General features: G+C 68.6%; 13 protein-coding genes. All 13 read right to left on the reverse strand.

Going from position 1 to position 12,693, the window contains the following annotated elements:
- Positions 1–6: 6 nt before the first annotated feature.
- The 13 genes from nuoK to HD597_RS48450 all read right to left on the reverse strand — a co-directional run bounded on the left by nuoK (position 7) and on the right by HD597_RS48450 (position 12,622).
- The gene (gene nuoK / locus HD597_RS48390; RefSeq protein ID WP_148433096.1) at positions 7–303 is read right to left on the reverse strand and encodes an NADH-quinone oxidoreductase subunit NuoK; all 297 of its coding nucleotides are present in this window, start codon (positions 301–303) and stop codon (positions 7–9) included.
- On the reverse strand, positions 300–1,103 hold the full coding sequence (locus HD597_RS48395) for an NADH-quinone oxidoreductase subunit J (RefSeq protein WP_253753732.1): 804 nt from the start codon (positions 1,101–1,103) through the stop codon (positions 300–302). Before HD597_RS48395 ends, nuoK begins: the two co-directional genes overlap by 4 nt.
- Complete coding sequence (gene nuoI, locus HD597_RS48400) at positions 1,096–1,611, reverse strand: NADH-quinone oxidoreductase subunit NuoI (protein WP_308210849.1); 516 nt, start codon at positions 1,609–1,611, stop codon at positions 1,096–1,098. The genes HD597_RS48395 and nuoI overlap by 8 nt, the downstream gene beginning before the upstream one ends.
- Complete coding sequence (gene nuoH / locus HD597_RS48405; RefSeq protein ID WP_253753734.1) at positions 1,598–2,881, reverse strand: NADH-quinone oxidoreductase subunit NuoH; 1,284 nt, start codon at positions 2,879–2,881, stop codon at positions 1,598–1,600. Before nuoH ends, nuoI begins: the two co-directional genes overlap by 14 nt.
- Complete coding sequence (locus HD597_RS48410) at positions 2,878–5,232, reverse strand: NADH-quinone oxidoreductase subunit G (protein WP_253753736.1); 2,355 nt, start codon at positions 5,230–5,232, stop codon at positions 2,878–2,880. The genes nuoH and HD597_RS48410 overlap by 4 nt, the downstream gene beginning before the upstream one ends.
- Before the next feature lie 17 nt (positions 5,233–5,249).
- Positions 5,250–6,539 (reverse strand): NADH-quinone oxidoreductase subunit NuoF, encoded by a 1,290-nt coding sequence (nuoF, locus tag HD597_RS48415; RefSeq protein WP_253753738.1) that lies wholly within the window; start codon positions 6,537–6,539, stop codon positions 5,250–5,252.
- Positions 6,536–7,192: an NADH-quinone oxidoreductase subunit NuoE gene (gene nuoE / locus HD597_RS48420; RefSeq protein WP_253753740.1), complete on the reverse strand. Its 657-nt coding sequence runs from the start codon at positions 7,190–7,192 to the stop codon at positions 6,536–6,538. Before nuoE ends, nuoF begins: the two co-directional genes overlap by 4 nt.
- Positions 7,189–8,514 (reverse strand): NADH-quinone oxidoreductase subunit D, encoded by a 1,326-nt coding sequence (locus HD597_RS48425; protein ID WP_253753742.1) that lies wholly within the window; start codon positions 8,512–8,514, stop codon positions 7,189–7,191. Before HD597_RS48425 ends, nuoE begins: the two co-directional genes overlap by 4 nt.
- On the reverse strand, positions 8,511–9,206 hold the full coding sequence (locus tag HD597_RS48430; RefSeq protein WP_372513572.1) for an NADH-quinone oxidoreductase subunit C: 696 nt from the start codon (positions 9,204–9,206) through the stop codon (positions 8,511–8,513). Before HD597_RS48430 ends, HD597_RS48425 begins: the two co-directional genes overlap by 4 nt.
- The gene (locus HD597_RS48435; RefSeq protein WP_132608802.1) at positions 9,203–9,754 is read right to left on the reverse strand and encodes a NuoB/complex I 20 kDa subunit family protein; all 552 of its coding nucleotides are present in this window, start codon (positions 9,752–9,754) and stop codon (positions 9,203–9,205) included. Before HD597_RS48435 ends, HD597_RS48430 begins: the two co-directional genes overlap by 4 nt.
- A 2-nt stretch (positions 9,755–9,756) precedes the next feature.
- Positions 9,757–10,152, reverse strand: coding sequence for an NADH-quinone oxidoreductase subunit A (locus tag HD597_RS48440; protein ID WP_080043646.1), 396 nt, complete (start codon positions 10,150–10,152; stop codon positions 9,757–9,759).
- 64 nt (positions 10,153–10,216) lie between these two features.
- Positions 10,217–11,455, reverse strand: coding sequence for a geranylgeranyl reductase family protein (locus HD597_RS48445; protein ID WP_253753744.1), 1,239 nt, complete (start codon positions 11,453–11,455; stop codon positions 10,217–10,219).
- A gap of 450 nt (positions 11,456–11,905) precedes the next feature.
- Positions 11,906–12,622, reverse strand: coding sequence for a demethylmenaquinone methyltransferase (locus HD597_RS48450; RefSeq protein WP_253753746.1), 717 nt, complete (start codon positions 12,620–12,622; stop codon positions 11,906–11,908).
- Between the last annotated feature and the right edge of the window lie 71 nt (positions 12,623–12,693).

A 12,693-nucleotide genomic window follows, 5' to 3' on the forward strand; every position in this document is an offset into this window, starting at 1 on the left:
CACCTCTTAGTACTTCAGCAGGTTCGCGTCGTCGACCGACGCGGACCTGCGGGTTCGGAAGATCGTCACGATGATGGCCAGGCCGACCACGACCTCGGCCGCGGCCACCACCATCACGAAGAACGCGATGATCTGGCCCTCCAGGTTGCCGACCTGCCTGGAGAAGGTGACGAAGGCGAGGTTGCAGGCGTTGAGCATGAGCTCCACGCACATGAACACCACGATCGCGTTACGCCTGATCAGCACGCCCATGGCGCCGATGGCGAAGAGAATGCCGGACAGGACGAGGTAGTGCGTCGTCACTTGGTCACCTCATTGGTCTCGGCTTCCTTCTCCGCCTCGGTCGGCGCCTCGTCGATCTCGGCCGTGTGCTTGATCGCGTCGGCGAGCTTGGGGTCCTCGGGCAGGTGGTCGTGCTCGACGTCGTAGCGCGCGATGTACCTGTTGACCGAGGACTCGGCGACCGACCCGTCGGGCAGCAGCGCCGGCATGTCGATGGCGTTGCTCCTGGCATAGGTGCCGGGGCCGGGCAGCGGCGAGGGGTGGTCGCCGAGGAACCGGGCGCGGGACAGGTCCTTCTGCGTGACCTTCTCGGTGAGCTTCTCGCGGTGCGCGAGCACCATCGCGGCCAGCGCGGCGGTGATCAGCAGTGCCGAGGTGATCTCGAACGCGAACACGTACTTGGTGAACAGCAGCAGCGCGATCGAGCGGATGTAGCCGCCCTGCCCGGTGGCCTGCGCCAGGCCGGCCTGCGGTGCGAAGACCGCGTTGCCGACGGCCAGCACGATCAGCGCCAGGAAGCCGAGGCCCGCCAGGACCGCCCAGAAGCGCTGCCCCTTGAGCGTCTCGACGAAGGAGTCGGAGGAGTCGACGCCGACGAGCATGAGCACGAACAGGAACAGCATCATGATCGCGCCGGTGTAGACGATGATCTGCACCGCGGCCAGGAAGGGCGCGTCCTGCACCGCGTACAGGACGGCCAGGCAGAGCATCACGGTGCCGAGCATCAGCGCGGAGTACACGGCCTTGCGGTTGAAGACCATGCCGAGCGCGGCGCCGACGGAGACGACGGCCAGCACCCAGAAAGTGATGGTCTCACCCATTGGTCCGCCCCAGCCGGTAGTAGTCCTCTTCGGTCTCACCGAGCCGCATGGGGTGCGGCGGCTGCTCCATGCCCTGGGTCAGCGGCGCGAGCAGCATCTCCTTGGTGTAGATGAGGCTCTCGCGGTTGCTGTCGGCGAGCTCGTACTCGTTGGTCATGGTGAGCGCGCGGGTCGGGCAGGCCTCGATGCACAGGCCGCACAGGATGCACCGCAGATAGTTGATCTGGTACGTGCGCCCGTAACGCTCGCCCGGCGAGAAGCGCTCCTCCTCGGTGTTGTCCGCGCCCTCGACGTAGATCGCGTCGGCCGGACACGCCCAGGCGCACAGCTCGCACCCGACGCACTTCTCCAGCCCGTCGGGCCAGCGGTTGAGCTGGTGACGCCCGTGGAAGCGAGGAGCCGTGGGCTTCTTCTCCTCCGGGTAGTTCGTCGTGACGGGCTTCTTGAACATCGTGTGGAAGGTGACCCCGAAGCCCTTGACGGGGTTCAGCCAATCAGTTAGTCCCACTGGGAATCTCCTTGTGCTGCACCCCGTGGTAGTGCGGCAGGTCGAGCGGCGGCACAGGGAAGCCACCGGCCGCCGGCTCCTCGGACAGTTGCGCGAACTCGGCGTCCACCTGTGCCTTCCTGGCCTCCTTGCGCCGCTGGTTCACGGTGTCGAACCGCATCCAGACGGCCAGCGCGGCGATCACGATGACCACGCCCAGCCCGATGCCGATCGTCCGGTTCTCCGGGTTGACCACGACGTTGCGCACCGCGGCCACCAGCAGGATCCAGGCCAGGTTGACCGGGATCAGCACCTTCCAGCCCAGCGACATCAGCTGGTCGTAGCGCACCCGCGGCAGCGACGCGCGCACCCACACGATGAAGCAGAACGTCAGCACGAACTTGATGAAGAACCACAGCACCGGCCACCAGCCCTGGTTGGCACCCTCCCACAACGAGATCGGGAACGGAGCCCGCCAGCCACCCAGGAACAGGGTGACCGCGATGCCCGAGGCGGTGAAGGTGTGCAGGTACTCGCCCATCATGATGAGCGCGAACTTCAGCGACGAGGAGTACTCCGTCTGGAACCCGCCGACCAGCTCGCCCTCACCCTCCGGCAGGTCGAACGGGATGCGCGCGGCCTCACCGAACATGCACACCACGTAGACCAGGAAGGACGGGATCAGCAGCACCGCGAACCAGGTCTGCTCCTGCGCCTTGACGATCTCGGAGGTGGACAGCGTCCCGGCGAACAGGAAGATCGCCACGAACGACAGGCCCATCGCGATCTCGTAGGAGACCACCTGGGCCGCCGAGCGCAGCCCGCCCAGCAGCGCGTACGGCGAGCGCGACGACCACCCGGCCAGCACCACGCCGTAGACCGACACCGCGCCCATGGCCAGCATGAACAGCACCGCCACCGGCAGGTCCACCAGCTGCAGCGGCGTCTCCACCCCGAACAGGTTCACCACCGGCCCGAACGGCACGATCGAGAAGGCCAGGAACGCCGGCACCACCATGATCACCGGCGCGAGCAGGTAGAGCACCTTGTCCACGGTCCGCGGGAAGATGTCCTCCTTCAGGCCCATCTTCAGGCCGTCGGCCACGGACTGCAGCAGGCCGAACTTGCCGGCCCGGTTGGGGCCGTAGCGGTGCTGCATCCGCGAGATGAGCTTGCGCTCGAACCAGACGCCGAACAGGATGCCCAGCATCAGGAAGGCGAACAGCATCACGGCCTTGATGATGGTGATCCAGAGCGGATCGTGGCCGAAGTTCTCCAGGGTGGGACTCATGAGGCGCTCCCGATGGTGACGATGTCGCCGGCCACCGCGCGCAGGTCACGCGTGACCGAGCAGCCGCCGGAGTTCGCCGGCACCCAGACCACGCGGTCGGGCAGGTCGGCGACGCGCACCGGCAGGGTGACGTTCTCACCGACGACGAGCTTGTCGCCGTCCGTGACGCCCAGCTCGGCGGCGGTGCTCTCCGAGACCAGCGCTTCGGCGGTGCGGGCGGTGCCCGCGAGGTACGGCTCGCCGTCCTGCAGCCTGCCCTCGTCGAGCAGCAGGTGCCAGGTGGACAGCAGCGCCTGACCGTGCTCCGGCATGTCCAGGGCGCGGGGCAGGGCGACCGGCGCGCTGACGCGGCTGCCGCGCCAGGAGCCGAGGCTGGACAGCTCGCGCCGGGCGGACTTGGCGTCCGGCAGGCCCAGGTGCACGTCCATCCGGTCGGCCAGGCTGCCGATGACGGCGAGGTCCGACTGCAGGCCGGGAACCTTCAGCGGCGCCTCGAACGAGCGGCCCCTGCCTTCCCAGTTGACGAACGTGCCGCCCTTCTCCTGCACCGCCGCGACGGGCAGGACCACGTCGGCGCGGTCGGTGACGGCGCTGGCGCGGATCTCCAGGCTGACGATGAACGGCGTGTGCTCCAGAGCTTCGAGCGCCGCCGCGGGGTCGGGCAGGTCGTAGGGGTCCACGCCGGCGACGACCAGCGCGTCCAGCTCGCCGTCGCGGGCGGCGGCGAGGATGCCGGAGGTGTCGCGGCCGGGCGTGGCGGGCAGCGAGGCCACGTTCCACGCCCTGGCGACCTCGGCCCGGGCGCTCTCGTCGTCCACGGGGCGGCCGATCGGCAGCAGGTTGGGCAGCGCGCCGGCCTCGACGGCGCCGCGCTCACCGGCCCGGCGCGGGATCCAGGCGATCCTGGCGCCTGCGGCGGCGGCGAGGCGGACGACGGCCGACAGCGCGCCCGGCACGGTGGCCAGGCGCTCGCCGGCCAGCACGATCGTGCCCTCGGCCAGCGTGCCGACCAGGTCGCCGATCGCATCGGCCTCGGCGCCGGGGGCGGTGCGGACGAGCGTGCCGCCCATCTTCACCAGGCCGGGCGAGGCGAACGGCGCGATCGAGGTGACCTTGAGGCCCTTCTTGCGCCACGCCTTGCGCAGGCGCAGGAACAGGATGGGCGACTCCTCCTCGGCCTCCAGGCCGACGAGCAGCACGTGCGGGGCGTTCTCGAGGTCGGTGTAGCTGATCTCGATGCCCTTGCCGGCCACCGCGTGGGCCAGGAACTGCGCCTCCTCGGCGGAGTGCGGCCTGGCGCGGAAGTCGACGTCGTTGGTGCCGAGCGCGAGCCTGGCGAACTTGGCGTAGGCGTAGGAGTCCTCGACCGTGACACGGCCGCCGACCAGCACGCCGGCCTTGCCGCGGGCCTTGGCCAGGCCCTCGGCGGCCACCGCCAGCGCCTCCGGCCACGAGGCGGGCACGAGCACGCCCTCCTCGTTGCGGACCAGCGGCTGCTTGAGGCGGTCGGGCTGCTGCGCGTAGGTGAACGCCCAGCGGCCCTTGTCGCAGTTCCACTCCTCGTTCACCTGCGGGTCGTTGCCCGCCAGGCGGCGGGTGACCCGGCCGCGCCGGTGGTCGGTGCGCAGGGCGCAGCCGCCCGCGCAGTGCTCGCACGAGCTCGGCGTGGACACCAGGTCGAACGGGCGGGCGCGGAAGCGGTAGGCGGCGCCGGTGAGCGCGCCGACCGGGCAGATCTGCACCGTGTTGCCGGAGAAGTAGGAGTTGAACGGCTTGCCTTCGGCCGTGCGAACCTGCTCCTTGGCCCCGCGCTCGAAGAACTCGATGAGCGGGTCGCCGGCGATCTGGTCGGAGAAGCGGATGCAGCGCGCGCACTGCACGCAGCGCTCGCGGTCGAGCAGGACCTGCGTCGACAGCGGCAGCGGCTTGGGGAAGGTGCGCTTCTGCTCCTGGAAGCGGGACTCGCCCTGGCCGTTGGACATGGCCTGGTTCTGCAGGGGGCACTCGCCGCCCTTGTCGCAGACCGGGCAGTCCAGCGGGTGGTTCATGAGCAGCAGCTCCATGGCCCCGCGCTGCGCCTTCTCGGCGACCGGCGAGGTGAGCTGGGTCTGCACCACCATGCCCTCGGCGACCTCGATCGCGCACGACGGCTGCGGCTTGGGGAAGCCGCGGCCGTTGCCCGCGTCGGGGATGTCGACCAGGCACTGCCGGCAGTTGGCGGCCGGGTCGAGCAGCGGGTGGTCGCAGAACCTGGGGATCTGGATGCCCAGCAGCTCGGCGGCCCTGATGATCAACGTGCCCTTGGGGACACTGACCTGGAACCCGTCGATGGTCAGGGTCACCAGGTTCACTTCTGTCTCTACGACGGTCACTGCTCACCCCAGAGAGTGGACTTCTTCGGGTCGAACGGACAACCGCCGATCTCGAAGTGCTTGAGGTACTCCTCGCGGAAGTACTTCACCGAGGAGTGGATCGGGCTCGTCGCGCCGTCACCCAGCGCGCAGAACGAGCGGCCCAGGATGTTGTCCGCGATGTCGGTGATCGTGGCCAGGTCCTCCTCGGTGCCCTGGCCCTTGTCCAGGCGCTTGAGCACCTGCTTGAGCCAGTACGTGCCCTCGCGGCAGGGCGTGCACTTGCCGCAGGACTCGTGGGCGTAGAACTCGGTCCAGCGCAGCACCGTGCGGACCACGCAGGTGGTCTCGTCGAAGATCTGCAGCGCGCGGGTGCCGAGCATGGAGCCCTTGGCGCCGACCGCCTCGAAGTCGAGCGGCACGTCGAGGTGCTCGTCGGTGAAGATCGGCGTGGAGGAGCCGCCCGGGGTCCAGAACTTGAGCTGGTGCCCCTCGCGGATGCCGCCGGCCATGTCGAGCAGCTCGCGCAACGTGATGCCGAGCGGGGCCTCGTACTGGCCGGGCCTGGTGACGTGGCCGCTGAGGGAGAAGATGCCGAAGCCCTTGGACTTCTCGGTGCCCATCCCGGCGAACCACTCGGCGCCGTTGGCGATGATCGAGGGAACAGACGCGATCGACTCGACGTTGTTCACGACAGTAGGCGAGGCGTACAGGCCCGCCACGGCCGGGAACGGGGGCTTGAGCCGCGGTTGACCTCTGAAGCCTTCGAGCGAGTCCAGCAGCGCCGTCTCCTCGCCGCAGATGTACGCGCCCGCGCCGCTGTGCACGACGAGCTCCAGGTCGTAGCCGGAGCCGAAGATGTCGGTGCCGAGGTAGCCCTTCTCGTACGCCTCGCGCACGGCCGCGTGCAGCCGCCGGATGACGTGCAGCACCTCGCCGCGCACGTAGATGAAGGCGTGGTTGGCCCGGATCGCGTACGAGGTGATGATGATGCCCTCGACCAGCGAGTGCGGGTTGGCCATCATCAGCGGGATGTCCTTGCAGGTGCCCGGCTCCGACTCGTCGGCGTTGACGACGAGGTAGTGCGGCTTGCCGTCGCCCTGCGGGATGAAGCCCCACTTCATGCCGGTGGGGAAGCCCGCGCCGCCGCGGCCGCGCAGGCCGGAGTCCTTGACGGCCTGGATGACCGCGTCGGGGTCCATGCCCAGGGCCTTCTTCGCCGCCTCGTACTCACCGTAGGAGTCGAGGGTGAAGGAGTTGGGCTGGTCCCAGTTCGCGGTCAGGACCGGTGTCAAAGTGGTGCTCATGCCTCCGGTGCCTTCCATCCCTTGGCCTTGGCGACCTTCAGGCCCTCCAGCGAGGGGCCGGCGGCCGACGGGCCCTCGCCCGCGAGCTCGTCGGGCAGGCCGGAGAGCACGCGCGAGGCCTGCTTGAAGGTGCACAGCTTCTTGGGGCCGCGCGTGGGCGCCACGTCCTTGCCGTCGCGCAGGTCGTCGACGAGCTGCTTGGCCGACTCGGGGGTCTGGTTGTCGAAGAACTCCCAGTTGACCATCATGACCGGCGCGAAGTCGCAGGCCGCGTTGCACTCCAGGCGCTCCAGCGAGACCTTGCCGTCGGCGGTCGCCTCTTCGTGACCGACGCCGACGTGCTCCGAGAGCTCCTCCCAGATCTGGTCGCCGCCCATGACCGCGCACAGCGCGTTGATGCACACGCCGACGTGGTACTCGCCGGCGGGCTTGCGCTTGTACATGGTGTAGAAGGTCGCCACGCCGGTGACCTCGGCCTTGCTGACGCCGAGCATCTCCGCACAGAACTCCTGCCCGTCGTCGGAGACGTAGCCGTCCTCGGACTGCACGAGGTGGAGCAGCGGCAGCAGGGCGGAGCGCGTCTTCGGGTAGCGCCCGATGATCTCCTTGGCGTCCCGCTCCAGACGCTCACGGATCTCCGGTGAGTAAGTCACCGGTCCACACCTCCCATGACGGGGTCGATAGAAGCCACCGCGGCGATCACGTCGGCGATCTGGCCGCCCTCCGCCATCGCGGGGAAGCTCTGCAGGTTGCAGAAGGACGGCTCGCGGAAGTGCACGCGGTACGGCCTCGTGCCGCCGTCGCTGACCACGTGGGCGCCGAGCTCGCCCTTGGGCGACTCGATGCTGGCGTACGCCTGCCCGGCCGGCACCCTGAAGCCCTCGGTCACCAGCTTGAAGTGGTGGATGAGGGCCTCCATGGAGCTGCCCATGATGTGCGCGATGTGGTCGGGCGAGTTGCCGAACCCGTCGGGCCCCAGCGCGAGCTGCGCGGGCCAGCCGATCTTCTTGTCCTCGATCATGACCGGGTCGCCCTTGAGCGGACCGGCGATGCGGTCCAGCGCCTGCTCGATGATCTTGAGGGACTCCTCCATCTCCCTCATGCGGACGAGGTAGCGCGAGTACACGTCGCAGCCGCGCTCGGTGGCGACGTCGAACTCGTAGGTCTCGTAACCGCAGTAGGGCTGCGACTTGCGCAGGTCCCACGGGAGGCCGGCGGCGCGCAGGATCGGCCCGGTGACGCCGAGCGCCATGCAGCCGGTCAGGTCGAGGTAGGCCACGTCCCTGGTGCGGCGCACGTAGACGGGGTTCTCGTCGAGGAGCTTGCGGATGTCCTTGATCCGCTTGGGCATCTCCTTGAGGAACTCGCCGACCTTGTCCACCGCGCCGGCGGGCAGGTCCACGCTCACGCCGCCGGGGCGGATGTAGGCGTGGTTCATGCGCAGGCCGGTGATGTACTCGAACAGGTCCATGATCATTTCACGATCGCGGTACCCGAACAGGAACGGCGTGGTCGCGCCCAGCTCCATGCCGAACGTGCCCATCGCCACCAGGTGCGAGGCGATGCGGTTGAGCTCCATCATCATCACGCGGATGGCCTGCGCCCGCTCGGGCACGCGGTCGGTGATGCCGAGCAGCTTCTCCACGCCGAGGCAGTACGCGGTCTCGTTGAAGATCGGCGAGAGGTAGTCCATGCGGGTCACGAACGTGGTCCCCTGGGTCCACGTCCGGTACTCCATGTTCTTCTCGATGCCGGTGTGCAGGTAGCCGATGACGCCGCGCGCCTCGGTCACCGTCTCGCCGTCGAGCGTCAGCACCAGCCGGAGCACGCCGTGCGTGGACGGGTGCTGCGGGCCCATGTTGACGACCAGGCGCTCCTCCTCGGAGTCGCGCACACCGGTGACGACCTGGTCCCAGTCAGCGCCGTTGACCGAATAGACCTTGCCCTCGGTCGCCTCGTCATAAGCGGTGCTCATGAGTAGCTCCTTCTCTGGTCAGGCGAGGGGATCGTGGCGCCGCGGTACTCGACCGGGATGCCGCCCAGCGGGTAGTCCTTCCGCTGCGGGTGACCGTCCCAGTCGTCCGGCATCATGATCCGGGTGAGCGCGGGATGACCGTCGAAGATGATCCCGAAGAAGTCGTACGTCTCGCGCTCGTGCCAGTCGTGACCAGGGTAAACGCTGACCGTGGATGGAATGTGCGGGTCGGAGTCGGGCGCGCTCGCCTCGACGCGCACCCGCCGGTTGTGGGTGATCGAGACCAGGTGGATCACCACGTGCAGCTCCTCGCCCGCCAGGTGCGGGTAGTGCACGCCGGACACGCCGGTCGACAGCTCGAAGCGCAGGGCGGGGTCGTCGCGCAGCTTCTGGCAGACCTCGACCAGGCGCTCGCGCCTGACGTGCAGGGTCAGCTCGCCGCGGTCGACGACCACGCGCTCGATGGCCTCGTCCATCGCCAGGCTGTCGACGATCTCGTCGAAGTAGCCCCCGTACGGGCGCGGCGTCGAGATCTGCGGCGCCCGGCGCACGACGAGGCCGCCGTAGCCGGAGGTGTCGCCGCTGTCCTGGGCGCCGAACATGCCCCTGCGGGCGACGGGCGGCTCCTGGGCCGCCGGCACCTCGGGGACCTGCGCGTCCGGGACCTCGGGGAGGTTGTCGGGCGAGGTCACTTCGCGGCCCCCTGGTCGATCAGTGGCAGCGTGCGCAGCGCCTGCAGCTCGAGCTCCTCGATCTGCTTGGCGCGGTGCGCGCCGAACTTCATGTTCTGGATCTTGTCGTGCAGCTTCACGATCGCGTCGATCAGCATCTCGGGCCGCGGCGGGCAGCCCGGCAGGTAGATGTCGACGGGGACGACGTGGTCGACGCCCTGCACGATGGCGTAGTTGTTGAACATGCCGCCGCTGGAGGCGCACACGCCCATGGAGATGACCCACTTGGGCTCGGCCATCTGGTCGTAGATCTGGCGCAGCACGGGCGCCATCTTCTGCGACACCCGACCGGCCACGATCATGAGGTCGGCCTGCCGGGGAGACGCCGAAGCGCGCTCCATACCGAAGCGCGCCAGGTCGTAGTGGGGGCCACCGGTGGCCATCAGCTCGATGGCGCAACACGCGAGGCCGAACGTCGCCGGCCACACGGAGTTCTTCCGCGCCCACCCCGCGGCCGCTTCGACCGTGCTGAGGATGAACCCGCTGGGGAGTTTTTCTTCAAGTCCCATTTTCAGTCCCAGTCCAGACCCTTGCGGCGCCACACGTACGCGTAGGCGACGAGCACGGTGACGATGAACAGCAGCATCTCGACGAGCGCGAACAGGCCAAGGCCCGAGGAGAGCACGCGGCCGAGGTCGTCCGTCTGCGGAGCGAACGAGACGGCCCACGGGTATAGGAAGATGATCTCGATGTCGAAGACGATGAAGAGCATCGCCGTGATCATGTATTTGAGCGGGAACCGTCCACCACCGACAGGCTGGGGCGTGGGCTCGATGCCGCATTCATAGGCGTCGAGCTTGGCGCGGTTCCAGCGCTTGGGACCGGTGAAGGGAGCGATGGCGACCGAGAAGATCGCGAAGCCCCCCGCGAGAACGGCGAGCACCAGGATGGGCACGTAAAGGTCCATCGCTACGCCTCCTCTGGAGTCGCCGCGCGCGCGGGCGCGCAGCCGGATCTGTTGATTGCGAGATTCATGCTGATGGCGCGACCTTTGAGAGTGCGTTGATGATCATGTCGGACGCATCGCCTCGCCGGTCGGTGAGATTACCAAGGAGTTTGAGCGCGAAGCGCATCAGCCTCGGGTGGGGAAGCCCGTGCCTGGTGCCGAAGCTCATCACACCCGGCTTCCCGATCGCCTCGACGAACAACCTCCCGAGCGTGAAATATCCGCCGTAGGCGTCCTTCAGCGTCTGAGGATAGGTCCGCAGGATCCGTTCGCGTTGCGCGGGGGTGGTGTCCTTGAGGGCCTTGGCGATGACCTCGGCGGCGATCTCGCCCGTCTCCATGGCGTAGGCGATGCCCTCGCCGTTGAACGGGTTGATGGAGCCGCCGGAGTCTCCGACGAGCAGCAGGCCGCGGGTGTAGTGGGGCTGCCTGTTGAAGGCCATCGGGAGCGCGGCGCCGCGGATCGGGCCCGTCATGTTCTCCTCGGTGAAGCCCCACTCCTGCGGCATCGACCGGCACCAGCGGCGCAGCAGGTCGCGGTAGTCGATGTTGCCGAACTGTGAGCTGGTGTTGAGCAGGCCGAGACCCACGTTGGCGGTGCCGTCGCCGACGCCGAACACCCAGCCGTAGCCGGGCAGCAGCGTGTCGCCGTCCCACAGCTCCAGCCAGGTCTCCAGGTAGTCGTCGTCGTGGCGCGGGCTCTCGAAGTACGTCCGCACGGCCACGCCCATCGGGCGGTCCTCCCGCTTGTGCAGGCCCATGCCCAGGGCCAGGCGGGTGCTGTTGCCGTCGGCGGCCACGACCACGCGGCTGCGGAACTCGCGGCCGTCCTTGGTGGTCACGCCCACGATGTGGCCGCTGCGGTCGTCGAGCACGGGGCCCGTGACGGTGACGCCCTCCATGAGGCGCACGCCGTTCTTGACCGCGTTGGCGGCGACGATCTGGTCGAAGTCCTGGCGGGTGCGCACGAGCCCGAAATCGGGGAACCGCTCCAACTGCGGCCAGTCGAGCTCGAAGCGCAGGCCGCCGCCGACGACGCGCAGACCCTTGTTCCTGATCCAGCCGGGTGCGTCGATGTCGACGCCCATGTTCTGCAACTGCTTGACCGCACGGGGGGTCAGGCCGTCGCCGCAGACCTTCTCGCGGGGGAACCTGGTCTTCTCCAGGAGCAACACGTCGAGACCGGCCTGAGCGAGGTAAAAGGCGGTTGCGGAACCGGCGGGACCGGCGCCGACGACGATGACGTCGGCGTCATCAGTGTTCATGGTCGCGCCTGCTTCGCCACTCGTTGGCTTCGCTCTCTCGCGGCGAGCTCCTGCGCTTGAGGTATGGCTGTTGGCACGGTCACTGGACTGTCCTGTCCCTACACGCTCGAAGGCCGTGGGGTGTCGCGCCTTCGTTCCTTTGTGAACCCCTTCACAAACTTACCGGCCCGCAGTCTACTGCTTTTCCTGTACATAGTGGCAGTCGGGGTGCGGTTCTGTGATCCATGAGGACGGCGTGTCGCCTGAGGCCGCGCAGTCATGATCGTCACGCTAGCAGCAGCCCCCGGGCGCTCAGAGCCCGGCCGGTGAGGCGATGCGGTCTCGAGACGCTTCCGCGCGAGCGCGGCCGCTTGGGCGGATCGGAAATCGATGATTTCCGCCGCCGGAAAAGCGCACCTTCGCATGACCCGCGGGCAGGAAAGCGGCCGGCCGGAAATGAGTTTTCGGCGATTAAGCGGGCTTGAACCCCCTGTGCATGGCGACGATCCCCATCGTGAGATTGCGCCAGGCCACCCGCTCCCAGCCGGCGGCCTGGATGGTGGCGGCCAGCGTCGGCTGGTCCGGCCAGTCCCTGATCGACTCGGCGAGGTACTCGTAGGAGTCGTCGTTGGAGCCGAACACCTTGGCCACCTTCGGCAACATCCGCATCAGGTACTCGCGGTAGACCAGGTCGAACGGCCCGAACGTCACGTGGGAGAACTCCAGGACGACCAGGCGCCCGCCCGGCTTCGTCACCCGCAGCATCTCCCGCAGCGCCTGGGCGGTGTCGTGCACGTTGCGCAGCGCCACCGAGATCGTCACCGCGTCGAACACCCCGTCGGCGAAAGGCAGCCGCATCGCGTCGCCCGCGACGAACGGCACGCCGGGCCCCGACAGCGCGTTGCCGCCGTGCCGCCGCACCCCCGTGCCGAGCATGCCGAGCGAGAAGTCGGAGGCGATCGCCCGCGCGCCCAGCGTGGTGAAGGCGTCGGTGGACGTGCCCGTGCCCGCCCCCAGGTCGAGCACGAGCTCCCCGGGCCCCGCGTCGACGGCGGCGGCCACCGCCTTGCGCCAGAGCCGCACCTGACCGAGGGAGATCACGTCATTGACCAGGTCGTAGCGCCGGGCGGTGCGATCGAACATCGCGGCGACCTCGTCCGGCTGTTTGTCCAACTGAGCGCGCGTCATGCCACCCACCTTATTGGGGCCCGCCTGCGGGTACGCGGTCATACCCTTCCGGGACAATCAACGGAAAGTAG

This window comes from Nonomuraea thailandensis (assembly GCF_024172165.1).
In the GTDB taxonomy this organism is placed as follows: Bacteria; Actinomycetota; Actinomycetes; order Streptosporangiales; family Streptosporangiaceae; genus Nonomuraea; species Nonomuraea thailandensis.

What these genes read in the sequence shown, in the direction of transcription:
- HD597_RS48435 (WP_132608802.1), bottom strand. Translation starts at nt 9,754, where the DNA reads ATGGGACTTGAAGAAAAACTCCCCAGCGGGTTCATCCTCAGCACGGTC.
- HD597_RS48425 (WP_253753742.1), bottom strand. Translation starts at nt 8,514, where the DNA reads ATGAGCACCGCTTATGACGAGGCGACCGAGGGCAAGGTCTATTCGGTC.
- HD597_RS48440 (WP_080043646.1), bottom strand. Translation starts at nt 10,152, where the DNA reads ATGGACCTTTACGTGCCCATCCTGGTGCTCGCCGTTCTCGCGGGGGGC.
- HD597_RS48445 (WP_253753744.1), bottom strand. Translation starts at nt 11,455, where the DNA reads ATGAACACTGATGACGCCGACGTCATCGTCGTCGGCGCCGGTCCCGCC.
- HD597_RS48395 (WP_253753732.1), bottom strand. Translation starts at nt 1,103, where the DNA reads ATGGGTGAGACCATCACTTTCTGGGTGCTGGCCGTCGTCTCCGTCGGC.
- HD597_RS48450 (WP_253753746.1), bottom strand. Translation starts at nt 12,622, where the DNA reads ATGACGCGCGCTCAGTTGGACAAACAGCCGGACGAGGTCGCCGCGATG.
- nuoF (WP_253753738.1), bottom strand. Translation starts at nt 6,539, where the DNA reads ATGAGCACCACTTTGACACCGGTCCTGACCGCGAACTGGGACCAGCCC.
- nuoH (WP_253753734.1), bottom strand. Translation starts at nt 2,881, where the DNA reads ATGAGTCCCACCCTGGAGAACTTCGGCCACGATCCGCTCTGGATCACC.